The 25,932-nt window shown below is 64.7% G+C and carries 26 protein-coding genes; 14 read left to right on the top strand and 12 right to left on the bottom strand.

The annotated features are described in order from the left end of the window. Positions 1 to 59 precede the first annotated feature (59 nt). Entirely contained in the window at positions 60 to 1,091 is a 1,032-nt protein-coding gene (locus tag LT965_RS10555; RefSeq protein ID WP_232700763.1) for a glycoside hydrolase family 88 protein, read from the bottom strand. Between the two features lie 148 nt (positions 1,092 to 1,239). Further along, positions 1,240 to 2,055, bottom strand: a complete 816-nt coding sequence (locus LT965_RS10550) for an enoyl-CoA hydratase/isomerase family protein (protein ID WP_232700762.1) — start codon at positions 2,053 to 2,055, stop codon at positions 1,240 to 1,242. Positions 2,056 to 2,150: 95 nt separating this feature from the next. Here LT965_RS10550 and LT965_RS10545 point away from each other — a divergent pair, with 95 nt between their 5' ends. Further along, the gene (locus tag LT965_RS10545; protein ID WP_232700761.1) at positions 2,151 to 2,957 is read left to right on the top strand and encodes an HpcH/HpaI aldolase family protein; all 807 of its coding nucleotides are present in this window, start codon (positions 2,151 to 2,153) and stop codon (positions 2,955 to 2,957) included. On the opposite strand, the gene LT965_RS10540 is transcribed toward LT965_RS10545, so the two are convergent. Beyond that, positions 2,954 to 3,997 carry a glycoside hydrolase family 88 protein gene (locus LT965_RS10540; protein WP_232703578.1) on the bottom strand — a complete coding sequence of 348 codons (1,044 nt, stop codon included), beginning with the start codon at positions 3,995 to 3,997 and terminating at the stop codon, positions 2,954 to 2,956. The two genes, LT965_RS10545 and LT965_RS10540, sit on opposite strands and share 4 nt — an antisense overlap. Before the next feature lie 102 nt (positions 3,998 to 4,099). Here LT965_RS10540 and LT965_RS10535 point away from each other — a divergent pair, with 102 nt between their 5' ends. The 4 genes from LT965_RS10535 (at position 4,100) to LT965_RS10520 (ending at position 7,562) form a co-directional block, all read left to right on the top strand. Next, positions 4,100 to 4,522 carry a VOC family protein gene (locus LT965_RS10535; RefSeq protein WP_232700760.1) on the top strand — a complete coding sequence of 141 codons (423 nt, stop codon included), beginning with the start codon at positions 4,100 to 4,102 and terminating at the stop codon, positions 4,520 to 4,522. A 178-nt stretch (positions 4,523 to 4,700) separates the two neighbouring features. After that, on the top strand, positions 4,701 to 5,048 hold the full coding sequence (locus LT965_RS10530) for a cupin domain-containing protein (protein WP_232700759.1): 348 nt from the start codon (positions 4,701 to 4,703) through the stop codon (positions 5,046 to 5,048). 47 nt (positions 5,049 to 5,095) lie between these two features. Then, entirely contained in the window at positions 5,096 to 6,343 is a 1,248-nt protein-coding gene (locus LT965_RS10525) for an acyl-CoA dehydrogenase family protein (RefSeq protein WP_232700758.1), read from the top strand. Between the two features lie 49 nt (positions 6,344 to 6,392). Next, positions 6,393 to 7,562, top strand: a complete 1,170-nt coding sequence (locus tag LT965_RS10520; RefSeq protein WP_232700757.1) for an MFS transporter — start codon at positions 6,393 to 6,395, stop codon at positions 7,560 to 7,562. A 15-nt stretch (positions 7,563 to 7,577) separates the two neighbouring features. On the opposite strand, the gene LT965_RS10515 is transcribed toward LT965_RS10520, so the two are convergent. From LT965_RS10515 to LT965_RS10505, 3 genes are read right to left on the bottom strand one after another with little or no spacing between them, the layout of a single operon-like run. Next, positions 7,578 to 8,549: an aldo/keto reductase gene (locus LT965_RS10515; RefSeq protein WP_232700756.1), complete on the bottom strand. Its 972-nt coding sequence runs from the start codon at positions 8,547 to 8,549 to the stop codon at positions 7,578 to 7,580. Positions 8,550 to 8,551: 2 nt separating this feature from the next. Next, positions 8,552 to 9,016 carry a MaoC family dehydratase gene (locus LT965_RS10510; RefSeq protein ID WP_232700755.1) on the bottom strand — a complete coding sequence of 155 codons (465 nt, stop codon included), beginning with the start codon at positions 9,014 to 9,016 and terminating at the stop codon, positions 8,552 to 8,554. A gap of 57 nt (positions 9,017 to 9,073) precedes the next feature. After that, positions 9,074 to 9,781 carry an enoyl-CoA hydratase/isomerase family protein gene (locus tag LT965_RS10505; protein WP_232700754.1) on the bottom strand — a complete coding sequence of 236 codons (708 nt, stop codon included), beginning with the start codon at positions 9,779 to 9,781 and terminating at the stop codon, positions 9,074 to 9,076. A gap of 85 nt (positions 9,782 to 9,866) precedes the next feature. Here LT965_RS10505 and LT965_RS10500 point away from each other — a divergent pair, with 85 nt between their 5' ends. From LT965_RS10500 to LT965_RS10480, 5 genes are all read left to right on the top strand, one after another. After that, on the top strand, positions 9,867 to 11,468 hold the full coding sequence (locus tag LT965_RS10500; protein ID WP_232700753.1) for a class I adenylate-forming enzyme family protein: 1,602 nt from the start codon (positions 9,867 to 9,869) through the stop codon (positions 11,466 to 11,468). Further along, on the top strand, positions 11,461 to 11,730 hold the full coding sequence (locus tag LT965_RS10495) for a DUF7968 family protein (protein WP_232700752.1): 270 nt from the start codon (positions 11,461 to 11,463) through the stop codon (positions 11,728 to 11,730). Before LT965_RS10500 ends, LT965_RS10495 begins: the two co-directional genes overlap by 8 nt. Positions 11,731 to 11,932: 202 nt before the next feature. Then, the gene (locus LT965_RS10490; RefSeq protein WP_232700751.1) at positions 11,933 to 13,372 is read left to right on the top strand and encodes an ABC transporter substrate-binding protein; all 1,440 of its coding nucleotides are present in this window, start codon (positions 11,933 to 11,935) and stop codon (positions 13,370 to 13,372) included. A gap of 39 nt (positions 13,373 to 13,411) precedes the next feature. Next, a complete protein-coding gene (locus LT965_RS10485) occupies positions 13,412 to 14,335 on the top strand; it encodes a carbohydrate ABC transporter permease (protein WP_232700750.1) in 924 nt (307 codons plus the stop codon). Continuing rightward, entirely contained in the window at positions 14,332 to 15,177 is an 846-nt protein-coding gene (locus tag LT965_RS10480; RefSeq protein WP_232700749.1) for a carbohydrate ABC transporter permease, read from the top strand. Before LT965_RS10485 ends, LT965_RS10480 begins: the two co-directional genes overlap by 4 nt. Before the next feature lie 304 nt (positions 15,178 to 15,481). On the opposite strand, the gene LT965_RS10475 is transcribed toward LT965_RS10480, so the two are convergent. From LT965_RS10475 to LT965_RS10460, 4 genes are all read right to left on the bottom strand, one after another. Next, positions 15,482 to 15,700 (bottom strand): hypothetical protein, encoded by a 219-nt coding sequence (locus LT965_RS10475; protein WP_232700748.1) that lies wholly within the window; start codon positions 15,698 to 15,700, stop codon positions 15,482 to 15,484. Positions 15,701 to 15,995: 295 nt separating this feature from the next. Next, positions 15,996 to 17,159 (bottom strand): ABC transporter ATP-binding protein, encoded by a 1,164-nt coding sequence (locus tag LT965_RS10470; protein ID WP_232700747.1) that lies wholly within the window; start codon positions 17,157 to 17,159, stop codon positions 15,996 to 15,998. 705 nt (positions 17,160 to 17,864) lie between these two features. Continuing rightward, complete coding sequence (locus tag LT965_RS10465) at positions 17,865 to 18,662, bottom strand: IclR family transcriptional regulator (RefSeq protein WP_232700746.1); 798 nt, start codon at positions 18,660 to 18,662, stop codon at positions 17,865 to 17,867. A 789-nt stretch (positions 18,663 to 19,451) separates the two neighbouring features. After that, positions 19,452 to 20,216: an IclR family transcriptional regulator gene (locus LT965_RS10460; RefSeq protein WP_232700745.1), complete on the bottom strand. Its 765-nt coding sequence runs from the start codon at positions 20,214 to 20,216 to the stop codon at positions 19,452 to 19,454. 257 nt (positions 20,217 to 20,473) lie between these two features. Here LT965_RS10460 and LT965_RS10455 point away from each other — a divergent pair, with 257 nt between their 5' ends. Both LT965_RS10455 and LT965_RS10450 read left to right on the top strand, forming a co-directional pair. Then, the gene (locus LT965_RS10455; RefSeq protein ID WP_232700744.1) at positions 20,474 to 21,103 is read left to right on the top strand and encodes a DsbA family oxidoreductase; all 630 of its coding nucleotides are present in this window, start codon (positions 20,474 to 20,476) and stop codon (positions 21,101 to 21,103) included. 417 nt (positions 21,104 to 21,520) lie between these two features. After that, positions 21,521 to 22,246, top strand: coding sequence for a DNA-directed RNA polymerase subunit epsilon (locus LT965_RS10450; RefSeq protein ID WP_232700743.1), 726 nt, complete (start codon positions 21,521 to 21,523; stop codon positions 22,244 to 22,246). A 21-nt stretch (positions 22,247 to 22,267) separates the two neighbouring features. Here the strand turns inward: LT965_RS10450 and LT965_RS10445 are convergent, their stop codons facing one another. Both LT965_RS10445 and psmA read right to left on the bottom strand, forming a co-directional pair. Continuing rightward, positions 22,268 to 22,609 carry a thioredoxin family protein gene (locus tag LT965_RS10445; protein ID WP_232700742.1) on the bottom strand — a complete coding sequence of 114 codons (342 nt, stop codon included), beginning with the start codon at positions 22,607 to 22,609 and terminating at the stop codon, positions 22,268 to 22,270. Positions 22,610 to 22,791: 182 nt separating this feature from the next. Then, positions 22,792 to 23,520 (bottom strand): archaeal proteasome endopeptidase complex subunit alpha, encoded by a 729-nt coding sequence (psmA, locus tag LT965_RS10440; protein WP_232700741.1) that lies wholly within the window; start codon positions 23,518 to 23,520, stop codon positions 22,792 to 22,794. Positions 23,521 to 23,764: 244 nt separating this feature from the next. On the opposite strand from psmA, the gene LT965_RS10435 reads away from it, so the two are divergent. Both LT965_RS10435 and LT965_RS10430 read left to right on the top strand, forming a co-directional pair. After that, entirely contained in the window at positions 23,765 to 24,997 is a 1,233-nt protein-coding gene (locus LT965_RS10435; RefSeq protein WP_232700740.1) for an ABC transporter substrate-binding protein, read from the top strand. 14 nt (positions 24,998 to 25,011) lie between these two features. Beyond that, entirely contained in the window at positions 25,012 to 25,932 is a 921-nt protein-coding gene (locus LT965_RS10430; RefSeq protein ID WP_232700739.1) for a branched-chain amino acid ABC transporter permease, read from the top strand.

Below are 25,932 nucleotides of genomic sequence, written 5' to 3'. Positions count from 1 at the left end.
CGTTCCCGAGGACTGTCTGGCCGCGGACTCCCAGAATCAGGCTACAGTGGTGTGAACACTCATTCGAAGCAGCTCGCGGCCATGAGGAACAGCCCCTGCCCGTGGAGCGTGACGCCAATAGGGGCCTCGGGACCGCCGGGAACCAGTGCGACGCGGCGGACCTCGCCGTCCTCGTCCACGACGCCCTTGCAGACCGTCATGGCGCGCTCGGCGGCCGCCGCGTACTCTTCTCCTTCGAGCACACCGAGTTCGAGCCCGCGTTTGAACGCGTACGCTGCCATCAGCGTGCCGGACGTCTCCAGGGGCTCCTCGTGGTCGTCGACGATGTTGTGCCAGAAGCCAGTGTCGTCCTGAAGGTCGACCATCGCCGAACAGGCCTCCTGGAGCATCTCCGCCATAACTTCGTGCCCCTCGTGGTCGTCCGGCACGTACTCAATGGTGTCCACCAGTGCGCATATCGCCCACCCGATGCCGCGCGACCAGAAGCTGCTCTGGACGTAGGAGTTCGGTTGCTCCATCCACGTGTGCCGGAACAGCCCCGTGTGGGGGTCCTGGAGGTGCTTGCGCTGGACCTCGAACTGTTTGATCGCGTCGTCGATGGCGTCGGGGTCGTCCGCGAGCACGCCGTAGCGCGCGAGGAACGGACAGACCATCCACAGGCCGTCGACGGCGAGTGAGAGCTCGCCGCGCTGCTGGGGGATTCCGCCCTCACTGGTGCGTTCTACGTCGCGGAGGTACTCGATCTGTTTCCGTGCAGCGTCGAGGTAGTAGTCGTCGCCCGTCCGGTCGTACAGCTCGAGGACGCCGTGGCCGATTGCCGCAGGGTCGGGGACGGACTGGTACTCGCCGATGGTCCACTCCGCCGCCCAGTCGAGGTGGAGCGGGTCCAGCGAGCCGTAGGAGAACTGGCCCTCGCTGGTCTGGGTCTCGATGCAGCGGTCGACGATCTCCCGCGTTCGTTCGGGCTGCTCCCCTGTCGCGAGGAGGCCGTCGATGAGGCACGCCTTCTCCCAGTCGATGCCCATCTCCATGTCCCAGTCTACGGTATGCTCTGCGACGCGGCTAGTAAGCTCTGACAGTGATGCTGTCATCAGTTCGTTAACGTCATTCACTGGCGATTAGATAAGTGTTTCCCGGAGACAGTCGCCGTTCCGTCCGGGGAACTGCCCAGGGAGTCGGGTGGAGCGTTCGGCGTCGGACCGCCACGGATCCGCGTCTACGCGGGTCGACCGGTGACGCTCACTGCCCCTTCCACTCGGGATCGCGTTTCTCCTCGAACGCCTCGACGCCTTCCTCGTGGTCCTCGGTGGCCGTGAGCCAGTTGCCCGCGCGGCGCTCGTAGTACCGCCCGGTGCGGAGGTTCGTCTCCTGGGAGATGTTCACAGCGTCCTTGATCGATCGCACGGCGAGCGGTGGCTGCTCGGCGATGCGCTCGGCGAACTCGACGACCTCCGCCTCGAGGTCCGCCGACTGGTGCACGTAGTCCACGATACCGTCGTCCAGCGCCTCCGCCGCGTCGATGTGCTCGGCCGTCATGGCGAGTTCCTTGGTGCGACTTGGACCGACAATCTCCGGGAGGCGCTGGGTGCCGCCGTCGCCGGGCATGATGCCCAGCTGGATCTCGGGGAACCCGAACTGGCTGTCCTCGCTGGCGATGCGGAAGTCACAGGTCAACGCGAGTTCGAGACCGCCCCCGAGACAGTAGCCGTCGATCTTCGCGACGATGGGGGCGGGGAACTCCTCGACGCGCGTGAACATCGGGTTGAAGTTGAACACGCCCGGTTTCACGTCGTGGAACTCGTCGACGTCCGACCCCACGCAGAACGCGTCGTCGCCAGCGCCCTCGAGGACGACGATGCGGGTCTTGACGCCGTCGTCCTCCTCGTAGAGTCCCTGCCGGTCGAGGGCCTCGAACGCCTCCAGCCCCTCGATTATCTCGTCACAGCACTGCTTGGAGAGTGCGTTGAGTTTGTCCGGGCGGTCGAGTACAATACGCCCGACGCCCGTTTCCTCGTCGAAACGCCAGTCTATCGTCTCGAAGTCCTCTGGTTGCACGCCGAAAAGTGGGGTAACGAGCGCCTTAAATCTTCGTCCTATGTCACCGAGCCCCAAACATTGATACAGCGTGACGGCGACCCTCGAATCAACCGATGCACGACTCACCCACCCTCGCAGAGCGCCTCGACCAGGGGGACGCGACGATCGGCGTGCTCTCGACGATCGTACACCCGAACCTCGTCGAGGTGTACGGGAGCCTCGGGCTGGACTTCGTGTGGCTCGACCTGGAGCACGCCGGCCCGTCACCCTACGACGCCGAACGCCTCGAGGACCTCGCACGCGCCGCGGACCTCGCGGGAGTCGAAGTCGTGCTCCGGCTCCCGACGAACGACCCGTCGCTCGTCCGGAAGACCCTCGACACGGGCGTCCGGAACGTACTGATACCGCGCGTCGAGACGGCCGCTGAGGTCCGCCAGAGCGTCGCTTCAGCGCACTTCAGCTACGACGGCGCGGTCGGCGATCGGGGGCTCGCGGGCGTCCGCGCGAATCGCTGGGGGGCGGACATGGACAGCTACACGTCCCGGTCGGACCGCCACGTCCGGGTCGGCGTGATGATAGAGAACGAGCGCGCGGTTTCGAACATCGAGGAGATACTCGCCGTCGACGAACTCGGGTTCGCGTTCATCGGGCCGTGGGACCTCTCACACTCTCTCGGCCACCCGTTAGAGGAAGGGCACGACAGCGTACAGGGCGCTATCACGGACATCGAGGACGCCTGCGCCGACGCCGGCGTGCCCGTGATGGGGTTCGTCGGCGACGGCGAGGACGCCACCGAGAAAGTCGAAGCGGGCTACCAGTTGCTCGTCGTTGGGAGCGACGTCGACGCGTTGCGCTCCGCACTCGGCGACCGTGTAGAAGAAATTGCTCGCGGCCTGGGACAGACGCGAACGGGCGACTAGAGGAAGTAACTCGCAGCGAGCAGGAAGAACCCCTGGCCGTGGAGCGCGACACCGAGCGGGGCATCGGGGCCTCCGGGGACGACTGCGACGCGGCGAACGCCGCCCTGGCTGTCGACGAGTCCCTTGCAGACGTCCATCGCCCGCTGGGATGGCTCCTCGAACGTAGACTGGTCGAGGACGCCCTGTTCCATGCCCTCCTCGAAGGTGTAGACGAACATCATCGTGCCGGATGCCTCTAGCGGGGAGGTCCGGTCGTCGAGGGTGTTGTGCCAGAACCCGCTGTCGTCCTGGTAGTCGAGGACGACCTCGCTGACGTCCTGGAGCATCTCCACGAGGTCGTCGTAGCCCTCGTGGTCCTCCGGAACGTACGGCAACGTGGCGACGATGGCCGTGGTGAGCCAGGCGACGCCGCGGGACCAGAACGTGTCCTGGGCGAAGGAGTTCGGGGTCTCCTGCCAGCCCTGCCGGTAGAGCCCCGTGTGGGGGTCGTAACAGCGCTCGGCGTGGACCTCTATCTGATGGACCGCCTCGTCGATGGCCTCGGGGTCGTCCGCGAGTTCCCCGTAGCGCGCCATGAACGGGCTGATGTGGTACAGTGAGTCGAGCAACAGTTCCTTCTCGCCGCGCGAGATGGGGATGCCGCCGCCCTCGGTCTTCTCGATGCTCTGGAGCTGTTCGTACTGCTTCTGGGCGGCGTCGAGGTAGTAGTCGTCGCCCGTCCGGTCGTACAGCTCGAGGACGCCGTGGCCCGGCACGACCGGGTCGGCGTAGGACTTGTAGTCGTTCTTGTCGCCCGCCCAGTCGGGCTCCCAGCCGTACGGCGTGAGGCCGAGACTGCCGTACGTGAGCTGGCCTTCCGTCGTCTGGGTTTCGATGGACCGGTCGACGAGGTATCGCGTCTCTTCTTCGTGGAGGCCGACAGCGTGGAGGCCGTTGATGGCACACCCCTTCTCCCAGTCGTGCTGTTCCATGTTGAACGTCTGGTCGTCGAGCGCGTGCTCCGCGACACGCTCAACGAGCTCTGGTAACTCGTGACTCATTCTCACACGCACTCTGAACGAGCGGCGAATCCCGCATAAACGTATCGGATAGTTCGACCTGGGGGACGAGAACTTAAGCCGTCGGCCATGGAACACGTTGGCATGGTTGGATCAGGAGATCACTATGGCGTCGTCGTCGGCGACATGGACGCGTCGCTGGCGTTCTACCGCGACACGCTCGGGATGGAACTCGTCGATCGGTTCGAACAGGAGAGTGAGGCGTTCGACCGCGCGGTCGGGGTAGCGGACGCGCGCGTCGAGCTCGCGTTCCTCGACGCCGACGGCTACGTGGTCGAACTCATCGACTACCAGCGCCCGTCAGGGGACGACGCGAACGCGGACGTCGAGAGCAACGACGTGGGCGCGGCACACTTCTGTCTCGCGGTGGACGACGCCGACGCGACCTACGAACGCCTGCGGGAGGACGTCCGATTCCTGAGCGCGCCACAGGAACTGGACAACGGCGTGAAACTCGCGTTCATGGAGGACCCCGACGGGAACCTCGTCGAACTGCTGGAGGAGTGAGAGACCGCGGCGGTGTCCGGAGACGAATGGAGCACGCACTGCGGGAGCGCACCCGCTCGACGGGTCTGGCGAAGGTTTATGTGGAACGACTCGGAATCCAAGAGTGCGCAGTGTGACGGTGATTGTCACGGCCCGGAGCACACCGTCGAGACGACCATCCCGGGCACCTAGCTAAACCATGGAATTCGTAGACTTCACAGAAGCAGAAACGTACGAACCGGAAGCGGGCTGGCAGCGCGTCTCGCTGGCGGGCAGCGACGAGTTCACCTTCGAGTGGTTCGAGAAACCGGCCGGACACTCCTCGCCGATGCACCACCACGAGAACGAACAGGTGTGCGTCGTCCTCGAGGGCGAGATGGTCGTCCACACCGAGGACGACTCCGTCACCCTCGGCGAGTACGACTCCGTCTGGCTGGCGTCCGACGAACCCCACCGCGTCGAGAACCAGAGCGACGAGCGCGCGGTCGGCCTCGACGTGTTCGCGCCGGGCCGCGGGTTCGACTACTGGACCGACCGCGAAGAGTAGCACCGCGAACCGCCACCTGGCGGGTACCACGCAGAACGCCTCGCACAATGACCGATACGACATCCTCAGCGACCCCGGGCGGCATGGACTTCTCCGAGTCCTCGGAACTCGGCCTCGTGAAGAGCCAGATCGACCGGTTCATCGAAAGAGAGGTCCGACCGCTCGAGTCCGAGTACGACCAGTTCCTCGGCGAACGCGGTGTGGAGAACCGACTGAACGAGAAGGGGTACCTCGTCGACGACTACCTCGACGTCCGGGACCAGATACGCCGACGGTCCGCGGAAGCCGGGTTCCTCACGATGCACATGCCCGAGTCCGTCGGTGGCGGCGGGTTGAGCCTCCTGGAGTACCTGATGGTGCTCGAGCACGTCAACAGCTACCACCCGGAGGGGTTCCACGAGATGCTGCTGGAGACGCTCCTGACGCCCGCCCTCCTCCCGATGCACGAGGACGACCACCTCCGGGAGCGCTACTTCGAGCCGATGATGAACGCCGACATCACCGTCACCATCGGGATGTCCGAACCCGACCACGGCAGCGACATCACGTACCTCGACACGACCGCCGAGAAGGACGGCGACGAGTGGGTCGTCGACGGCACGAAGTGCTGGATCACGAACTCCACGTTCGCGGACGCCATCATCGTGTTCGCGCGCACTGACGGCGAGGACGGCGACGCCCACGGCATCTCCGCGTTCGTCGTCGACGAGGACAACCCCGGCTGGGAGCGGGGAAAAGCCCAGCGCCCCATGGGCGACGAGGACGCCGGCCGCATCGCCTTCAACCACTTCGAGGGGTGTCGGGTCCCCGAGGAGCGCATGGTCGGCGAGCGTGGGCGCGGCCTCGTAGACGTCGCGATGGGATCAGTCGGCTACTTCCGCCTGAGCGTCCCGGCGCGAGCAGTCGGGCACGCGCAGTGGATGTTCGAGGAGTGCGTCGACTACGCGGAGAGCCGCGAGACGTTCGGGAAACCCATCGGCACCCGCCAGTTCGTGAAGGGCATGCTCGCGGAGATGCGGGCGGACATCGAGCAGGTCCGGTGGCTCTACCGCCACGCCGCCTGGCAGTACGACCGCGGCGAGGGCGAGCGCTGGGAACAGAGCGCCGCGAAACTCCGCGGCGCGCAACTCTGGAACGACGCCGCCGACAGGGCGGTCCAGATCCACGGCGGCGCGGGCTACGTGCGCTCGCTGCCCTTCGAAGCCGAGTACCGGAACGCCCGGGTCACGCGCATTTACGACGGCACCGACGAGATCCAGAAGGTCACCATCGCCGACCAGTTCCTCGACCTGTAATGAGCGACGGCGCGGAGGGGGCCTGGACCTGGAGGTGGCTCGGGCGCGCGTGACCTGGTCCTACCAGCGTACGCTGCTCGGGCTGACGATGACCGCGTTCTTCGGGACGTACGTAGCACGCATCGTCATCAGTCCGCTCATCCCCGACATCATGGTCGCCTTCGACGTCTCGAAGAGCGCCGTCGGTTCCGTGCTCACGGGGATGTGGGCGGCGTACGCAGTCATGCAGTTCCCGAGCGGCATCCTCGGCGAGAAGTACGGCGAGCGCACGATAATCGTCGCCTCGTTACTGCTGACAGGCGTCGGGAGCCTACTGCTGGCGGCCGCGCCCTCGTTCCTCGCGTTCGCGCTGTTCGGCGTTTTCATCGGCGTCGGTGCGGGCCTCTACTTCCCGGCTGCCGCCACCCTGCTCACCAACCGCTTCGAGAACGTCGGACAAGCGCTCGGGTTCCACAACATGGGCGCGCCCCTCGCAGGCCTCCTCGCACCAGTCGCCGCAGTGTTCGTCGCGGCACAGTTCGGCTGGCGGGCGGCCATCACGCTCGGCGCAGTCGTTGCGTTCCCGGTGGCAGCCCTGTACGCGTCACGCATCCAGTCGTCTGATCCGGAACATCCCAACCTGGACATCGCCGACCAGTTCAACGTGCGGTCGAACGTCGCGCTCCTCGTCCGGCCGAGCGTCGGGTTCACGACGACGCTGGCGTTCCTCGGCGTGTTCGTCATCCAGGCGATCCAGTCCTTCTTTCCCACGTTCCTCGTGGAGTACGCAGGCACTACGCAGGCGTACGCCAGCGTCGCGTTCGCAGTGCTGTTCGCGCTCCAGGGAATCACGCTCCCGCTGGTGGGCCGCGCGTCAGACCGCTTTGGCCGCGATCGCACTGTCCGGGCGTGCTACGTGCTCGGGACGGCCGGACTCGCACTCTTCCTGACCGGCGACACGACGATCCACATCGTCGCCGTCCCCCTGCTCTCACTGGGATTCAGTTGGCCGCCAGCCATCCAGGCACGGTTCATGGACGCGCTCCGCGACGACGAGCAGGGCGTCGGCTTCGGGCTGGTCCGCACGGTGTACATGCTGCTCGCGGCGCTCGGGAGTGTCGTCACGGGCGCGCTCGCGACGTTCTTCGGCTGGCAGGTGGCGTATGGCGCGCTCGCAGTTATCTTCGCGGCGCTCGCCGCGTTGTTGACCCTGAATCGCGTCCTCGGCTGGGACGCGTGAGTTCACCCCGACAGCCTACTCGTGCCCGGAGACGCGCACGGGCTGGTAGGGTTCTTCGAGATAGTCGATGTCGGCGTCCGAGAGGTCGATGTCCAGCGCTTCGACGGCGTCCTCGAGGTGTTTGACGCTCGTGGTGCCGACGATGGGCGCGTCGACCCACTCCTTGTGGAACAGCCACGCCAGAGAGATCTGGGCCATCTCCACGTCCTTCTCCGCAGCGAGTTCCTGGACCCGCTCGTTGACCTCGGCGCCGCCGCCCTCCTGGTACGATTGCTCGCGGCGGTAGTCGTCGGTGTCTCCGCGTTTGGTGGCCTCGACGTCCTCGTCGGGGCGGGTGAGGTAGCCGCGGGCGAGCGGCGACCACGGCATCACGCCGATTCCCTCGCGCTCACACAGCGGCAGCATCTCTCGCTCTTCCTCGCGGTAGACGAGGTTGTAGTGGTTCTGCATCGTGACGAAGCGCTCGTAACCCAGCAGGTCACTGGTGTGCAGCGCTTCGGCGAACTGGCGGGCCCACTGCGAGGACGTCCCGATGTAGCGCACCTTTCCCCGGCGGACGGCGTCGTCGAGCGCCGCGAGCGTCTGCTCGATCGGCGTGTCGTAGTCCCAGCGGTGGGTCTGATAGAGGTCGACCGCCTCCATCCCGAGACGCTCCAGCGAAGCGTCGAGCTCCTGCTCGATAGCCTTCCGGGACACCCCGCTCGCGTTCGGGTCGTCGGGGTTCATGTCGCCGAACACCTTCGTCGCGACGACCTGCTCGTCGCGGTCGTAGTCCGCGAGCACGTTCCCGAGAATGCGCTCGGACTCGCCGTTCGAGTAGACGTTCGCGGTGTCGAAGAAGTTCACGCCGAGGTCGATGGCGCGCTCGATGATCTCCCGGGACTCCGCCTCGTCGAGCGTCCACTCCCGGCCCGTGCCGAAGCTCATGCAGCCCAGGCAGATGCGGCTGACTGTCATGCCGGTGTCGCCCAGCGTCGTGTACTCCATCGCTACTCACCCGCGTTCCGTCGCTTCACGAGCAGGATGTGCTCGTCTACGAGTACGGTCTCGTCGCGCTGGTTCGTCACTGTGTACTTGTTCACGACCCGGCCGAACTCGTCGTCGTAGTCCTCGACCGCCACGACCTCGGTGTGAACGGTGATGGTGTCGCCGATGAACACCGGGTTCACGAACCGGATGTTGTCGTGCCCGTAGCTGAACGCCTCCACCGCCCAGTCGATGCCGATGGTCTCCGCGATGGCGTGGACCATGTTGCCGGGGGCAATCCGCTGCCCGAACCCCGTCTCCTTCGCCGCTTCCTCGCTGACGTGGATGTCGCCGAAGTCCCCACTGACGCCGGCGTAGTTCACGATGTCCGTCTCAGTGATGGTCCGCGCGTCCGCAACGGTCCGCTCCTCCCCCAGTTCGACGTCTTCGAAGTAGCGGTCGCCGCTACGCTGGGTGTGCGTGCTCATGTGTGGTGTCTGCTTCGTCGCCCGCAATCGTGATATAGGTTGGCATCCCCCACCCCGTCAGTCGAGGCTGGTGTCCACGCTAGCGCCCCGCGCCTCGTGCTCGCGGTGGAGGTCACGCTCTACCGCCAGCGCGTTCTCGACCGGGAACGCCCGGTTCAGGCCGCGCTTGTTCAACGCCACGCCCACGGCGGGGTTGTCGGCGATCCGCCGAGCGACGTCCGCGACGGCCTCGTCCAAGTCTTCCGCAGAGTGGACTGCGGCCACGAGTCCGTGGTCGAGGGCCTCCTCGGCGTCGACCGGCCGGCCAGTGAGCACCATCTCGCGGGCGAACCCGTCGCCGACGACGAGCGGGAGGAGCCGCGTCGCGCCGTTCGACACCACTGCGCCGAGGGTGACCTCCGGGAACTGGAACGTCGTGTCCGCGGCGGCGTACCGGAGGTCGAACGCGAGCGCCAGTTCGAGGCCGCCGCCGATGACGTGGCCGTGGAGTTTCCCGACGACGACGCCCGAATGACGCCGCACGGCCCGCGTCACATCCTGGTAGGCATCGATGTCCTCGCCCTCTTCACCCGCCTCCTCGAGGTCAGCCCCCGCGCAAAACGCGCGACCACGGCCTTCCACGACGACCACCTGTTCGTCGGCGTCCGCGACCGCGGACGCGAGATTCCGCAGCGTCGCGGCGTCGAGCGCGTTCAGTTTCTCAGGTCGGTCGAGCGCGATGGTGCGCACACCGTCGTCAGTTCGATCTGTCGTGATTCCGCGCATGACGGCTACTACCTCGCAGTCGTCCCACCTAAATCCCGACCCACCCGGGGACTTTTTGCCACTCGAACGAGGAGTGGGGAGCAAGATGCACGACGAGTCAGCGTGGGCCCGCAACCTCGGAACGTTACACGACGACCGCGCCGCTATCGCACCCGATAGTACGGCACTCGTCGTTCCCGAGTCCGAGGAGACGGTGACGTACGGCGAACTCGCCGACGCCATCGCTCGTGCTGGGAACGCGGTCCGCGAACTCGGCGTCGAGCGGGGTGACCGCGTCGCGCTCTGCTTCGAGAACGGGCCGGAACTCGTCGCGGTGTTCTTCGGGGCGATGCGGGCCGGCTTCGTGCCGGTCCCCGTCAACGTGCGATCGTCCGTGGAGACCGTCCGCCACGTCGTCGCCGATAGCGGGTCGCGGGTTGTGGTGGCGGGCAGGGACGACAACGCCCGGTCGGTCGCTGCCGACGCTGCGAGCGAGTGTGAGAGCGTGGCGGTGTTGGGGACGTACGGCGGGAGCGAGGGCGTCGACGGCGTCCGAACCGTCGATTTCGAGGCGCGCGTGGACGAGGTGTCACCGACGCTCGACCCCGTGGAGGTGGCGTTCGACGACCCGGCCCTCCAGCCGTACTCGAGCGGTTCGACCGGCGTCCCGAAGGGGATCGTGCTCTCGCACGGCGGCGCGTACTGGAACGCCAGGCGGTTCGCGCAGGTGAACCTCATGGACGAGCAGGACGTCACGCTCACCGCGACGCCGCTGTACCACAAGAACGCGATGCTGAACCTGAAGACCACGCTGCTCGGCGGCGGCACCGTCGTCGTGATGCGGTCGTTCGACGCCGCGGCGGCCATAGCGGCCATCGACGCGCACGACGTCACGTACCTCACGGGCGTCCCCGCAATCTACCACTACCTCGTCGAGGCGGAGGACGCGCTCGAGGTACACGACGTGTCCTCCGTCGAGGTCGGCAGCACAGGGAGTGATGCCGTTTCGGGCAGCCTCTACGACGAGTTCGAGTCGGTGTTCGGTGCACCCCTCACCGAGGGGTACGGGTTGACCGAGGGCGGCCCCATGATAACGATGACCCCTCGGTGGGGGCCGAAGAGACACGGGAGCGCGGGCATCCCGCTCCCGGAGGTCGACGCCAGGGTCGTCGACCCCGAGACCGGCGAGGAGCTGCCGCCCGGCGAGTCTGGCGAGTTGCTCGTCGCGAGCCCCGGGGTGGCCCGATACCACGACCTCCCGGAGGTGAGCGCCGAACGCTTCGAGGAGCGCGACGGGAAGCGGTTCCTCCACACTGGCGACGTGATGTGGCGCGACGAGGACGACTACCACTACGTCGTCGGCCGCCTGGACGACATGCTCATCGTCGGCGGCGAGAACATCTACCCGGTGACCGTAGAGGAACGGCTGGAGCGCCACGAGGCAGTCTCCGAAGCGGTCGTCGTTCCGGTCCCCCACCGTGTGAAGGGCGAGGTGCCGGTAGCGTTCGTCGTCCCCGACGGTGAGGTGACCGAGGCGGAGCTGAAGCAGTTCGCCATCGAACATGGACCGGCGGCGGCCCACCCGCGGCACGTCTTCTTCGTCGAGGAGTACCCGCTGACGGGAACGGAGAAGGTAGCTCGCGCGAGACTCCAGGCGCGAGCCGAGGACCGCCTGGGAACCCTCCCGGAGGACACCAGAGATGACTGATCGCCAGGCCCCCGACAGCGGCGACGCGGACGCCGTACGGGTCGCCGTCGACCCGGACACCGAACACGTCAGAGACGCCGTGACCGACCCCACGTTCAGCCGGTACCTCCAGCGCGTCCACGAGGGGTCGGTGGTCGTCGGCGACACGTGGACGGAGTTCGTGAACGACGGCTGTGGCTCCCAGACGTCCGTTTCGTTCAGGGTAGTGGCCGTCGAGGGTGGAACGCGCGTCGGTCCCGGGACGGATCTGGAGTTGGACTGAGCTACGTCCGGCGAACTCGGCAACGACGGAGGCGAACCGAACGAGGAGATGCCATGTGGCCAGGGGTGAGGGACGTGGAGAGCGACGAACACCCGATACCCTCGTTCTCGGTCATTTCAGTTCCCCTACGAAACGACGCGAGTACGGCAGGACGTGTAGAATCACCCAAAATTATATACGCACTGATTTCTTCTCGCATACCATGCTGGAAGACAGCAAGCGCCACCCGAAGAGACGGGACTACCTGAAAGCTGCTGGTGGAACAATCGCCGCAACTGGACTCGCGGGCTGTTTCGGTCTGGGTGGTGGCGGCTCGGGCAAGACCACCATCAAGTACTGGGACACGTTCAACGTCCAGTCACAGTCCGCCAGGGAGACGGTGGAGAACCTCGTCTCGCGGTTCGAGGACGAACACGACGTCAACGTCGAACTGAACCTCTCCGGGTTCGGCCAGATGGCCGGTTCGGAGTGGATCACGCGGTTCGAGGAGGGCGAGTACCCGGTCATCTTCACCGGCGACCAGATCGTCGCCGGTCGCTTCGAGGAGGGCGGCTACATCGAGCCCTTCGAGAACTGGAGCGACCAGATGAGCAGTAACGTCCAGAACGGACTCCAGTGGATGCTCGACGGGCCCGTCAACGAGGCGACCGCATGGATGTCCAACCACCCGAACATCGAACGGAACACGTACACGTTCCCGGTCGGCCTCGTCCCACAGGACCCCGTCCAGGTCCGCGCCGACCACATGCGGGAAGCCGGACTCGACCCCGACTCGGACTTCCCGCCGAAGGACTACGACCACCTCGTGGAGATCGCGACGACGCTCCAGGAGGACGGTCCCGGCGACTACGGGTTCCAACTCCACGGCCACCCGTTCGACTGGTACACCTTCATCGAGCCGTACACCAACGCGCTGGGTGCGGACAAGGGCGAGGCCGGCTACTTTGCAGAGGACTACCGCTCGGTGAACTACGACACGGAGACCTGGAAGCAGGTCGTGGCCGACACCATCGCGCTGTACCGGGAACACGAGGTTTCCGGGCCACAGACGCCGTCGATCCCCGACGAGGACACGGTCCCGCTTCTGACCCAGGGGCAGGTGAGCATGAGCCCCATCGAGCCGATGAACTACCCGACCTACCACGACACCGCCCCGGAGCTCATGGAGGCCGGCGACATCCGGTACGGCTCGCTGTGGAGCGAGCCCTCCGGCGTGAACAACGCGATGCTCACGTACGGGCTCGCGATCACCTCGAAGCCCGACGGCGTCAGCGAAGAGAAGTGGCAGACGAAACAGGAGCTGGCCGTGAAGCTCGCAGAGATGTGGTTCGAGGAGCAGGTCCAGACGTCGCTGTTCCAGGACACCGGGTTCGTCCCAGTGCGCCGCGACCTCTGGGACCAGAACGCCGAACAGCTCCCGTACAACGACGCGTCGAAGGCCTTCGAGACGCTCACCAGAATGGTCGGCGAGGAATCCCGGGGTGTCCACACCTCGCACCCGACGTACCTCTCCGCGTCCTCTGACATGGGTTCGCTCATGGGGCAGGGGTACAACGGCGAGTTGACCCCCGAAGAGGTCTGTACGAGGGGCGCCGAGGCCGGTAACTCCGTGCTCGACGACTACTGGTCCGCGAGAACGTAATCCAGCAATCAATCGATTCCCCAAGTCCCACCACCCCCAATGAGCTCAATAGATTACAGGAAACGACTACCAGATCTCGGCTTCGTACCCGACTCGGTCGAAGACCGCCTGGCGTACATCTTCCTAGCACCGCTGATGGTGTTCCTGATCTTCATCGTCTGGGTCCCGTTCCTGCAGGGGATCTGGATGAGTCTGCACAACTGGCCGCTCGGGTTCACCGCACCCACCTTCGTCGGGCTAGAGAACTACTCTAACCTGTTGACGTCGGAGCGATTCTACGTTTCGTTGAAGGCGACAGTCATCTACGGCTTCGCGACAGTGATTCAGCTGGGACTGGCGCTGACTGCGGCGCTGATCGTCAACAAGATCAAGTTCAAGAGCCTGTTCAGCGGGATGTACCTGCTCCCGTACACGATGCCACCGGTCGCAACGGGGACGTTGTGGGTGTTCCTGCTGAAGCCGAATCTCGGCCCGGTCTTCACCCTCCTCACCGACTGGGGGATTCTGCAGAACCCCATCTACTGGAGCACGAAGGGGGACATGGCGCTGCTGGTCGTCACGCTCGTCAACGCGTGGACGTTCTGGCCGTTCATGTTCCTCATCCTGTTCGCGACGCTGGTGAGCATCCCGGACGAGTACTACGAGAGTGCTCGCGTCTACGGCGCGAGCAGGTGGCAGACCTTCCGGCACGTGACTCTCCCGCAGCTGAAGACGTCCATCTTCGTGGTGGTCACGCTCCGTCTGGTCTGGAACCTGACGAAGGTTTCCCAGCCACTGCAGATGACTGGTGGGGGGCCCGGCTACCAGACCTCCCCGCTCTCGTTGCTCCTCTACCGGTCGGCGTTCAGCGACGGTAACCTCGGCGAGGCGTTCGCCGTGGGTATCATCTTCCTGCTGCTGGTGCTCGCGTTCATCGTCCTGTTCATCAGGTACTTCGAGAAGTCGGAGGGTGACCAGCTATGAACTTCGGCACCAGCAACTCCCAGCGGTCGTTCACCGACCAGGCGCTCACGTTCCTCACCTACGGGCTCGGGATAGGCATCGCGGTGCTGTGCGTGCTGCCGTTCCTCTACATGCTGTCGGTGGTCTTCCGACCGTCGGACCAGCTCTGGACCGTCCAGCTCATCCCGTCGTCGCTGACGCTTACGACGCTGGAGACGTCCTTCAGTCGTGTCGGGGACCTCCTGTGGAACAGCGTGCTAATCTCCTCGGGAACGATGCTCGTCTCCCTGATCATCGTCATCCCCAGCGCCTACGTCTTCGGGCGGCTGGACTTCAAGGGGAAGTCCACGATGTTCTACCTCGTGTTGCTGATCATCATGTTCCCCTTCGTCCTGCTAATCATCCCGATCGCGGAGAGCTGGTTCACCCTGGGGCTGTACAACACCGTCCCCGGCATGTGGATCGCGTACCAGATCTTCGTCGCCCCGTTCGCCATCTGGGTGCTCAGGGACTACTTCGCAAAGCTCCCCCTCAACCTGGAGGAGTCGGCGCGCATCTACGGCTGCACGCAGTTCAGCGCGTTCCGACGTGTCATCCTGCCGCTAGCCATGCCCGCGATCATCGCCGTCGCGTTCCTGTCGTTCCTGGTCGCGTGGAACGACTTCCTCATGGGCAGCATGCTGACCGACGGCACCGGCCCGCGGCCCGCCGTGGTTGGCCTCTACCTGACGATCCACGGAACCTCGGCGTCAGTCCCGTGGGGACTGATCATGGGCGAGACGCTCATCATCGGGACTCCGCCGACCGTGCTGTACCTCCTGGCGCGCAAGTCCCTCTCCGAGTCGTTCGAGGTCTCCGAGTAGGCACCGAACGGCCGGGCACGTTCTGTTCTTCTCTGGATCCGAGTCCTGGACAGCACCGACGACCGCTAGAGGAACCCCACCAGCAACAAGGAGGGGTCTCCCTGTGCGTCTAGCTACCGCCCCGAGAAATGCGCCAGTCGTCGAGGCCGAATCTCTGTTCGCTAGCGTCGACCGCTCCGCACCAGAACGAACTTCGCCATTCGTCCGGACTGGCTGTCTGGTTCACCGCGTTCGTGACCGCCCCCACGAGTGCAGTGGGCGAAGACGCTCAGCGATTGACCGCGCCCTGTTCGCAGTCGAGGAGCTACCGGTCGCGCCAGCTGGTCACGGCGAACCACCCGGTGATGAAGGCGATCATCGCCAGCGACAGGATGGTGACGACCGACTTCCAGTCCGCGAACCCGCCACCGTACCTGTAGGTCAAGTAGGTGAGAAGCAGCATGAACAGAGTCAGCAACCCGTAACCGACGACCGAGATCGATACCTTCGTGTACTGTTTGGCGCGGTCAAATCTGGCTGACATCATCGTTACCCACGAAATCGACCATCAAAAATACTCCGGTGGGGGAGACGACACAGCCGTCTCCGGTGGCCGGAGAGCGCATCGAACTGCTCTTCGGGCTGTCTTGCAGGGTGGTTGGCTGACGGTTCCTGTCCAGCACGGTCGCTCGTTCCGGTCGACGCCACCGCGTTCGAGGAGCCAGTGCTCAGACGTCTGCTCGGCCCTAGCGTAGAGTGGTGACTGCGGATGGCTCTTCGCGACGGAGACGCTCACGGCGGGCAGCAGTCCCTCTGCAGCAGCCTGTCTCGAGGTGTCACTACAGCAGGCGGTCCCCGGAAACCGAGTCGAACACCCAGACGTTCTCGGATTGCACGTCCACCGAGACCGATTCGACGTCCTCGTCGATTTCGCCCTGCGACGTGATGGCCCGGATCTCCTCGTCGTCGACCATCAGGTAGACCGCGTCGGTGTCCCCACGGGGTTCGACGACGGAGACTTCCGCGGAGAACTTCGAGGCGCTGCTGTTGAGTTCCATGTACTCCGGGCGCACACCGATGGTGACCGCCTGTCCGTCAGTGAGGTCGGCGCCGGCCACCCGCTCGTCGGGGAGGGAGATGGTGAAGAAATCGGTCTCCACGGCGAACCCGTCGCCGTCGGCCACGACTGTCGCCTCGAACACGTTCGTCGAGGGGGAGCCGATGAACTGGGCGACGAACTGGTTGGCGGGGTCGTTGTAGATGTCGTGGGCGGAGCCGACCTGCTGGATGCGGCCGGAGTTCAATATAACGATCTTGTCCCCCAGCGTCATCGCCTCCTCCTGATCGTGTGTGACGAACACCATCGCAGTGCTGAGGCGTCGCTGAAGTTTCTTGACCTCGACGCGCATCTGGTCCCGGAGGTTGGCGTCTAGCGCTGAGAACGGTTCGTCGAGCAGGAACGCGGCAGGTTCGATGACCATTGCGCGGCCGAGACTCACGCGCTGTTGCTGCCCCCCGGACAGTTCGGACGGTTTCCGGTCTAACATGCCCTCTAGGCCGAGCAACTCGGCGGCCTCCTCGACGCGTTCGTTCTTCTCTGCCTTCGAGAGGTCGCTCTTCATGTCCAGTCCGAACCGCATGTTCTTTCGGACGGACATGTGGGGGTAGAGTGCGATGCTCTGGAAGACGAACGCAAGGTTCCGGTCCTTCGGGGCCTTCCCGATGACGTTCTGGCCCTCGATGAATATCGACCCGGAGTCGGGCTGTTCGAGGCCAGAGATCATCCGCAACGTCGTCGTCTTCCCACAGCCGGACGGGCCGAGGAAGACGACGAGTTCGTCCTCCGCGATGTCGAGATTGAAGTCTTCACACGCGACAATCTGGCCGTCGTTGAACGTCTTCCGGATGTTCTGGAGTCGAACAGCGACGTCTTCGGTCGAGGTTTCGACTTCCGTGGCGTCACTGCCACGAGAATCTGGAATCTCCTCGTTTTGAGCAGTCATCACACGTTAAACCGTATCAAGCACAGTTAACTATTTTTGTAATATTGTCAACTGTTCTGGAGTGATACTGAGTAGCGTGACCTGGAGTCGAAATCCCGCCACGAGAAGGCTATGCTTAACCTGAGTTCCGCGTCGAGGAGACCACCACCCCATCGACTGGGGCGTTCGCGAGAGCCGAAAAATCACCGCTCAGGGGTTCAAAAGTGAGTCCCTGCAAGTTCGAGGAAATCCTGGCACAGGGAAGATTCGAGGAGAACTCATCGCCTCCGAGACGTGTGCCCTCCGTTCGCATGGGGCGAACACCGATGGTCGAGGAGAATAGTCGAATACCCCCTATTCCCCCGTATACCCCGCGAACAGTGCTGAAGCTCCGGTCGAGAGGTCGCGGGCCGCAGAGCTCCGTTCGTGAGAGGAGAACGGCCTATTGGCGTATTGCGAGCCCGAGCCCTCGCCACCAAAGCCTTACAGACATAGTGCTGTAATCCCAGGCGGTGAATCAGTTTGAGGAGATCACAGAAGTCCCAGAGTGACAGTAGTCGGGGCCGTGTACGTCACGGGAATAGAACAGCGTTCCACCGGCAGGGGCGAATCAGAACCACTCGGACGAGTACCGCGTAGACGTTCCTCTACGGACGTATACTCTATCGGAGAGAAGGTGGAAGCAAGGCTGCCAACTCGGTGGTAGAGAGCTGCTGTCGACCCTGGTCAGTCATCGTATCCGCGTTCGTTCATTACCTCAACCTCGATGAAGTTCGAGCACTCGACCACCTTCTCGGGGAGGGTCTCCCGGAACCGTTCCTTGTCGAACTGGCTGACCGGCCCAGAAATGTTGACCGACCCGAGAGGCTCCCCGGATGGTCCGACGACGGGTGACGCGATGCCACGCATCCCGATGACAGCTTCCTCCGTGCTGAACGCGACACCAGTCTCCTGGATCGCCTCCAGTTCCCGCAGCAGTTCGTCAGGGTCAGTGATGGTGTTCTCGGTGATCGCAGGCAGGTTGTTCTGGAATACGATGCGCTGCAGTTTCCGCTCCGGAAGGGTGGCGAGGATCGCCTTCCCTGCAGCGTTGCAGTGAAGCGGACATGGCCGCCCGACCGGGTACTTGTCTGCGTACACGCCCTTCTTCCCCGACGCCGTGAAGATGTGGATGCCCATCTCGTACTCCTCGACCATTATCTGGACGAACTCGCCGGTCTCTTCCGCGAGTCGCTTGGCCGCCTCCCGCCCGAACCTGTAGATGTCGTAGTGCGATCGACGGAGGCGTTCGGCTATCGTGATGAACCGGTAACTCGGCCGGTAGAAGTAGCCCTCCTTGGTGACGAACTCACGCTCCTCGAGACTGGTCAGATACGCATGTACGGAGCTTTTCGAGTAGCCGAGATGGTCGGCCAGTTCCGTCACCGTCCCTCCCTCGAGTTCGTGGAGGGCTTCGAATATGTCGATCGTCCGTCCGACCGCATCGACCGTTCGTGTCGAGCTGTTCTCGCCCGAGTTTGGCATAGCGTAGCATAGGGAGAAGGTGTTGAAAGTTGTTGCTGTTGTATTCAACAGCTCACCTCGGGGATGAAGGTCAAATAGGACCAACTCCCAGCAGTACCGTGCCAGGACCAGAGAAACAATGTCTGGTCAGCCTCCGTCCCCCTGTTCGGACTGCTAGTGGAACATTCCAGCCGGTGAAATCGATACCGGCCCCACCGAGAATAACAGAAGTACCCCTGTTATCTTAGTGGTGATACCACAGTGTCGCGCCCAGATTTGCGCGCTCTCGACGACAGTCGGTCGCAGTAATCGAGCTACGAACCGCCGCCGAAATGGGGGCACTGTACGATGGTCCAGACGACCAGTAACGGGCGGCGCAGGAGTCGACGATAGCCGGGCCGTGAACGGTACTGCTGATGACGATTGGTTACGGTGTTTGCCGAGACCGCGCTATCACAGCCAGCAGATAGGGGACGGCCAGAATCCGACAATATCGGATTCAATAGATCGATTCCCCAGAGCCACCAATATAACACGAACCCCCATCCCAACGAGACAAGCAGACCCGTGAAGCGATCGTAAACTGACTTATGGCTAGCCACTGTATTCGGGCATCCATCTTATCCGTCAATTCCATCCAAGCACTATTTTGGAGGTGAGCTGGAGGCCACCATGTATGCCGTTACTGGAGCCCGATTGCATTTTCACGACTAGATTACGCACATCATATATCCACCACATTTCTATCCGGTATAGCCGGAACCATTCTCCCCCGTCAACGAGGGAGGTGTTACCGTTGGGACAGCGACACTACGAACGCGCCATAGTCGCCTTGATACCTTCTGCGGCACCGAGGACGCGACGCACAATCTCGTTCGCGACGGGGTGCTCGGACGCTCTGGTTTCTGGTAGAGAGACGCTGACAGCACCGGCGACCTTGTCGTCGTGGTCGAGAATCGGTGCGGCGACACACCGGACCCCTTTGACGCGCTCTCCATCGTCGATGGCGTACCCCTGATCCTGGATCTGTTCAAGTTCTGTGAACAGTTCGTCCCGCTCTGTGATAGTCTTCCCAGTAACCTCCGGGAGGCCATGCTCGTCGATTATCTCGGTGGTACGGCTCCGGGGAAGGTGTGCGATGATAGCCTTCCCGGACGCGGTAGTCTGAAGGGGTACTCGCTTCCCAGGGCGAGTATCGAGCTCAATCGGATACCTGCCCTCCGCTTCGTAGAGATAGACACCGAGCCCCCGCTCCTCGATCAGCAGGTTCGCGCGTTCACCGGTGTCCTCGGCGAGTCGGTCGACGACCGGACGGGCGGCACGGTACACCGCCATCTGGTCGCGTACGTAGCCGCCGTACTCGAGGAAGCGGGCACCCAGTCGGTACCCGTCAGGCTCCTTGACGACGAGTCCTAAGCCGATGAGCGTGCTCAGGTGGTCGTGCGCAGTGCTCTTCGGGATGTCGAGATGGACCGCGATGTCGGCAACTCTGGGGCGATCGAGCACGATCAGTGCGTCGATAACCTGGACAGTCGTCACCGTTGACTTCACCCGGAAAGTGTCCTGTTCGTGCATGCGATGTGCATGAGTACGACGAGAGAAAAGTGTTGGGTATTACCGGATTCCGTTCGGTGAGGGAGTGACCGTGTAGGCGCACCTTGCCGCCGGCAGCTAAACCAGCCCCCGAATGCCATCTTGCTACCCTTCCAGCCACCAACGACATATTTGCCGGTCAGTATCGACGACGCGGACGCGCTCGCCGACGTCGGCTACCACCGGAGCGATTCCCCGCTAGCCTGTCGCTTTTCGCGTCGGAGCGACAAGGGGCGTCCATGAGCGAAACCAACGAGATCACCGTCTACTCGGACTACGTCTGCCCGTTCTGTTACCTCGGGCGGCAGTCCCTCGCGGAGTACCAGGAGAACCGCGAGGACCGCCTCGAGATCGACTGGCGCCCCTTCGACCTGCGCGCGGGCAAGCGCGGGCCGGACGGCGAAATCGACCACGACGCCGACGACGGGAAGGACGAGGCGTACTTCGAGCAGGCGAAACAGAACGTCCAGCGTCTGAAGGAGCAGTACGGCGCCGACGAGATGAGCCTCGACCTCTCGCGGGACGTCGACTCCCTGGACGCGCAGGTGGCGTCGTTCTACGTGAAACAGGAGCACCCCGACCAGTGGCTCGACTTCGACGTCGCGCTCCTCGAGGCGCTCTGGGAGGACGCCCGCGACATCGGCGACGTGGACGTGCTCGCAGACGTCGCCGAGGACGTCGGCCTCGACCCCGAGAGGATTCGTTCCGTCGTGGCCGACGAGGAGTGGCGTGAACGCCTTGAGGCGCAGTTCGCCGAGGCGAGAGAAGCCGGCGTCACTGGCGTACCGACGTTCGCGTACGACGGCTACGCCGCCCGCGGCGCCGTCCCGCCGGCACAGCTCCGGCGGCTGGTCGAAGGCACGGAGTAGGGGGAGCCGTATCCCCGTCCGTTCTTTAAGTGCCTCTGGCGACAAGGTGTAGATACGAAGGACTTCTGCGAGTGCTACGCGCGTTCGATAGCCACTGCGCTGTGACTCCTCGTGGGGGTGGCGACGACGCCCCGCTCGTCGCTTTAAGTGCTTCTGGCGACAAGATGTAGATACGAAGAGCTTCTCGGGGTGTTTCGACGTCCCAGCGACGGCCCTGTCGCCGGTCGTTGAGGATTTTCCGTCCCACTCCCGCCGAGAGTGTCGGCCGCCCCGACCCTCCTTTAAGTGCTTCTGGCGACAAGGAGTAGATACGAAGGACTTCTGCGGGCGCTGCTCCGACCGACGAGCGGCGGCTCTGATCCACAAACGACGGCTCCGACCGAGAGTTTAACAGTAGGCAGCCCGGACGATGACGACATGCGAGCAGGCTCCGGGACGTCAGTCCGGTGGGAGTCGGCCAGCGACGGCGACCGACGCGTCGAACACCGGCCCGGAGCGGGCGCGCTGTCCCGCACGGAGGCACAGCGCGACACGACCGTCCGGAAGTGGGGCGTCGTCTCACCGAGCGCGACGGTAATCGGGCGCGCCGAGTCGCCAGAGGCCGACCTCTCGGAGAGCGTCCGTCGCCTCCACGACGAGCGCCACACGGCTACCGAGGGCCACAGCCGGCGGGCGCACTACCTCGACCGCCTGCGGACGACGCAGGCGCTGTGCAACGCGGTGGACGTGACGCCGTGGCAGCGCGACGTCGCCCTCGGCGTGATGGGCGAGATCGACCTCACGGAGTTCGGGAGCCAGCGCGCCATCGAGAAGGTGGCGCTCGTGGTCATCCGCCACGTCGTGGACGTCGACCGGCGGCGCTACTTCGGGCTCGACGACCTGGACGCGGGCAGCGTCTCCTCCGAGCGCCTCGAGGACCTCTTCGAGCAGTACAAGCGCCACGACGTGACCGAGGAGCCGGCGTTCCAGCGTCTCGCCGACCGCTACGACCTCGACAAGACGAGTCTGAACCGGCTCCGCCGCGTCCTCACCGACCAGCTCGCGGGCGGCCTGCCGGCGTTCGGCCGCAACCCCGAGCGCGACCCACACCTCCCCGGGTTCACCGACCGCGACGTGCCCGAGGCGGACGCTGGCGCGGACTGAAGAGAACAGACAGCAGGACGGTCAGTTCGCGTGTTCGTCGAGGAACGCCTCGATGGCGTCGCCGCCCTGGAACCCCTCCGCGAGTCGGGCGACCTCCTCGCCGTCCTCAACGAGGACGAGCGTCGGCGCGCTCCGGATCGACCACTCGTCGACGAGTTCGACGTCGTCGCCGGGGTTGACCATCACGACCGTGATTCCAGTCTGCCGGGCGACGTTGCCGAGCACCGGCTCGATGGCCTGGCACATCGCACAGCCCTTCGTGTAGAACTCGACGAGCACGCGGTCGTGGGCTTCGAGTACCTCTCGGAGTTCCGCGCCGTCGGCGGCACGGATCGGTTTTCGCTTCTCTGTGGATGAACTCATACAGAATTGTACGTGATGCACTCGGATAAGCACTACTACCAGCGAACCCGACGCCGGAGTGTGCGGTCATCGGACGCCTGTACGCGCAGCCGTCGTCGGCGTCCAGAGACGAAACCGTCGGTCGTCTCTCCAGGCTACCTGCGGAGAAGCGGTTGCGAACGAACGGAGAACTGGTCGGCGGGTTACTCGATGTCGAGTTCCTCGATGTGGGCTTCGGCTTCCTCGGCGTCGAGTTCGCGGTAGGTCGCGGTCTCGGCGTCCACGACCGCGATGCCGACGCCCTCGCCCTCGAGTGCACCCTCGCGGCCCTCGTTGAGCGCGCGCAGCGCAAGGTCGATGCCGTCGTCGACGGTGAGGTCGGCGTCGTACTCGTCCTCGAGGTACTCCTGGATGGCCGACCGGTCCGAACCGATGGCGACGGCCTTCCACTCGTTGGAGGTGCCGGAGGGGTCAGTCTCGAAGAGGCGGGGTTCGCCGTCGGAGACGCCCGCGATGAGGAGCGCGACGCCGAACGGACGCGCGCCGCCGACCTGCGTGTACTGCTGGATGTGGTCGGTGACCTCCTTGGTCAGCGTGCGCACGCCGATGGGTTCGTCGTAGCGGACGCGCTCGACCTGGGACTGCTGGCGCGCGAAGTCGATGAGCTGGCGGGCGTCGGCGACGTGGCCCGCGCTCGCCGCGCCGACGTGGTCGTCAACCTTGTGGAGCTTCTCGACGCTGGACCCCTCGAGGAGTGGGGAGCGCGTGCGCTTGTCCACGAGGAGGACGACGCCGTCGTTCGTGCGGACGCCGATGCTCGCGGTGCCGCGCTTGACAGCCTCCCGCGCGTACTCGACCTGGTAGAGCCGGCCGTCCGGGGAGAAGATCGTGATTCCTCGGTCGTAGGCCTGCTGCTGGTTCTGACCCTGCATGGTTTCGTTGGGCAGACGTAGGGCACCCCGACGTAAAGGGCTTTGACTTTCGGCACGGCCCGCAGCGGGGGGCGAACCCCGGTGGTCACGAGTCCGATACACCTGTCAGGTATCCCGGAGCAGGGAGGCTGACAGTCGCCTCTTCGTGCCTCCCGGACCTCTCTCCGAAGCGTGAAGTCCGCAGAAAATTCCGCGCCAGAGGGGTAAATCGTATATGGTAGCAAACCCCAAGATAGAGTACACCATGGCAGAGAAATGGCGGGGACTCAATCGTCGAGACGTTCTGAAGGGGGTCGGGGGCGCCGGCCTCGTCGCGACTGCGGGCTGCATCGACCTCGGCGGTGGCGGGTCCAGCGGCCCGTACACCATCGGGATGGTCGACTCGCGGACGGGGTCGCTGTCCGCGTTCGGCCAGCGCAACGAGCGGGGGATGAACCTCGCACTCACCGACGTCAACGACGTCGGCATCGACGGACGAGACCTCGAGATCACCGTCGAGGACTCCCAGAGCGAGCAGCAGGCGGGCGTGAGCGCCGCCCAGAAGCTCGTCAACCAGGACGAGGTGCCGTTCCTCATCGGGGCCGTCGGCTCCGGGGTCACGCTCGCCATCTACCAGAGCGTCATCCAGAACACGGACGTCGTCCAGCTCTCGCAGAACTCCACGAGCCCGCAGCTCACCGACTACCCGGGACTGCTCCGGATGTCGCCGACCGGTCGGACGCAGTCCAGCGCGCTCGCGGACATCATCAGCGAGGACGGCCACGACTCGGTCGCCGTCACGTGGATCAACAACGACTACGGCTCCGGTATCGCCGACGCCTTCGTCGAGGCCTACGACGGCGAGATCGTCTACAACTCCTCGCACAACCAGGGCGAGTCGTCGTACAGCAGCGTCATCGACCAGATGTCCAACGAGGACGCCGGCGCGTGGCTGTTCATCACCTACCAGCCGGAGTTCACCACGATGGCCCAGGAGGCGTACAGCAGCGGCGTCAACGAGCAGGCGGCGTTCTACGGTGCGGACTCGGTGAAGGGGACCGACGTGCTCAACAACACGCCCGAAGGGAGCCTCGAAGGGATGAAGATCGTCGCACCGAGCGCGGCCGTCGACCAGGAGAACTACCAGGCGTTCGCCTCCCAGTTCGAGGACGAGTACGGGGAAGCCCCGACGGCGTGGTCGGCGTACACGTACGACTGCGTCGTCAACGCCGCGCTGGCGATCCAGGCTGCCGACGAGTTCACCGGGAGTGCGCTCACCGACACGGTCCGGGAGGTCACGCGGCCGTCCGGCCAGGAGGTGTTCACCTTCGAGGAGGCCAGCGACGTCCTCTCCGACGGCGACGCGAGCGACGTCGACTACCAGGGCGTGAGCGGCCCCATCGACTTCGACGAGAACGGTGACCCCGTCGCGTACCTCCAGGTGTTCACCGTCACGGACCACGAGTACGAGTCCACGAACTTCGTCTCCGCGGAGTAACTCGACTCGACCACATGTCTCAACTTCTCAACTACCTGGCGAACGGGCTGGTCTTCAGCAGCATCATCGTGCTGGGAGCCATCGGTCTCTCGCTCGTGTACAGCATCGCGAACTTCGCGAACTTCGCCCACGGGGACACGATGACCATCGGCGCGTACACCGGCCTCGTCACACTGGGCGCCATCGGTGCCGCGGGCCCCGAACTGCTCGCGCTCCCGATGGGGTTCTACCTCGCGCTGCTGGCGGGCATGGTCGTCGCTGCCGTCGTCGCCGTCGCCACGCACTACGTGATCTACAAGCCACTCGACACGGACTCCATCGGGATGCTCATCACGAGCATCGGGGTGGCATTCGTCTACCGGGCGGGCGTCCAGACGCAGTTCGGCACCGACTTCAGGGAGTTCGACATCACCATCCTCCGGCCGGTCGGCTTCATCGAGGACGCGATCGGGGTGACGATCACCCTCCACGAACTCGCCATCGTCATCGTCGCCGCGGTGCTCGTGGTCGCGCTCCACGTCGTCCTCCAGTACACGACGCTCGGCCGGAAGATGCGCGCCACCGCCGACAACGAGGAACTCGCGAAGATATCGGGCATCCGCACCGACCGCGTCATCACGTCGATGTGGGTCATCGGCGCGGGTCTCGCCGGCGCGGGCGGCGTGTTCCTCGGGCTGTACAACCAGCTCAGCCCGCGGATGGGGTTCAACCTCCTGCTCGTGGTGTTCGCCGCGGTCATCCTCGGCGGCATCGGCAGCGTCTACGGCGCGATGCTCGGCGCGTTCGTCATCGGCATGGTGAACCAGCTGACGCCGCTGTTCACGGACTACGGCATCCCCATCGAGACCGACTACGCGAACGCCATCGCGTTCATCATCATGGTGCTCGTGCTGCTCGTGCGCCCGCAGGGAATCGCGGGCGAGGGGGGTGGCTGA

This window comes from Halobacterium wangiae (assembly GCF_021249345.1).
Classification (GTDB): domain Archaea; phylum Halobacteriota; class Halobacteria; order Halobacteriales; family Halobacteriaceae; genus Halobacterium; species Halobacterium wangiae.
This window is presented reverse-complemented; position numbering and strand designations above follow the sequence as displayed.

Coding starts and splice junctions, on each gene's coding strand:
- LT965_RS10555 (WP_232700763.1), bottom strand. CDS start 1,091: ATGACAGCATCACTGTCAGAGCTTACTAGCCGCGTCGCAGAGCATACC.
- LT965_RS10545 (WP_232700761.1), top strand. CDS start 2,151: ATGCACGACTCACCCACCCTCGCAGAGCGCCTCGACCAGGGGGACGCG.
- LT965_RS10540 (WP_232703578.1), bottom strand. CDS start 3,997: ATGAGTCACGAGTTACCAGAGCTCGTTGAGCGTGTCGCGGAGCACGCG.
- LT965_RS10535 (WP_232700760.1), top strand. CDS start 4,100: ATGGTTGGATCAGGAGATCACTATGGCGTCGTCGTCGGCGACATGGAC.
- LT965_RS10530 (WP_232700759.1), top strand. CDS start 4,701: ATGGAATTCGTAGACTTCACAGAAGCAGAAACGTACGAACCGGAAGCG.
- LT965_RS10525 (WP_232700758.1), top strand. CDS start 5,096: ATGACCGATACGACATCCTCAGCGACCCCGGGCGGCATGGACTTCTCC.
- LT965_RS10515 (WP_232700756.1), bottom strand. CDS start 8,549: ATGGAGTACACGACGCTGGGCGACACCGGCATGACAGTCAGCCGCATC.
- LT965_RS10510 (WP_232700755.1), bottom strand. CDS start 9,016: ATGAGCACGCACACCCAGCGTAGCGGCGACCGCTACTTCGAAGACGTC.
- LT965_RS10505 (WP_232700754.1), bottom strand. CDS start 9,781: ATGCGCGGAATCACGACAGATCGAACTGACGACGGTGTGCGCACCATC.
- LT965_RS10500 (WP_232700753.1), top strand. CDS start 9,867: ATGCACGACGAGTCAGCGTGGGCCCGCAACCTCGGAACGTTACACGAC.
- LT965_RS10495 (WP_232700752.1), top strand. CDS start 11,461: ATGACTGATCGCCAGGCCCCCGACAGCGGCGACGCGGACGCCGTACGG.
- LT965_RS10490 (WP_232700751.1), top strand. CDS start 11,933: ATGCTGGAAGACAGCAAGCGCCACCCGAAGAGACGGGACTACCTGAAA.
- LT965_RS10485 (WP_232700750.1), top strand. CDS start 13,412: ATGAGCTCAATAGATTACAGGAAACGACTACCAGATCTCGGCTTCGTA.
- LT965_RS10480 (WP_232700749.1), top strand. CDS start 14,332: ATGAACTTCGGCACCAGCAACTCCCAGCGGTCGTTCACCGACCAGGCG.
- LT965_RS10475 (WP_232700748.1), bottom strand. CDS start 15,700: ATGTCAGCCAGATTTGACCGCGCCAAACAGTACACGAAGGTATCGATC.
- LT965_RS10470 (WP_232700747.1), bottom strand. CDS start 17,159: ATGACTGCTCAAAACGAGGAGATTCCAGATTCTCGTGGCAGTGACGCC.
- LT965_RS10465 (WP_232700746.1), bottom strand. CDS start 18,662: ATGCCAAACTCGGGCGAGAACAGCTCGACACGAACGGTCGATGCGGTC.
- LT965_RS10460 (WP_232700745.1), bottom strand. CDS start 20,216: ATGCACGAACAGGACACTTTCCGGGTGAAGTCAACGGTGACGACTGTC.
- LT965_RS10455 (WP_232700744.1), top strand. CDS start 20,474: ATGAGCGAAACCAACGAGATCACCGTCTACTCGGACTACGTCTGCCCG.
- LT965_RS10450 (WP_232700743.1), top strand. CDS start 21,521: ATGCGAGCAGGCTCCGGGACGTCAGTCCGGTGGGAGTCGGCCAGCGAC.
- LT965_RS10445 (WP_232700742.1), bottom strand. CDS start 22,609: ATGAGTTCATCCACAGAGAAGCGAAAACCGATCCGTGCCGCCGACGGC.
- psmA (WP_232700741.1), bottom strand. CDS start 23,520: ATGCAGGGTCAGAACCAGCAGCAGGCCTACGACCGAGGAATCACGATC.
- LT965_RS10435 (WP_232700740.1), top strand. CDS start 23,765: ATGGCAGAGAAATGGCGGGGACTCAATCGTCGAGACGTTCTGAAGGGG.
- LT965_RS10430 (WP_232700739.1), top strand. CDS start 25,012: ATGTCTCAACTTCTCAACTACCTGGCGAACGGGCTGGTCTTCAGCAGC.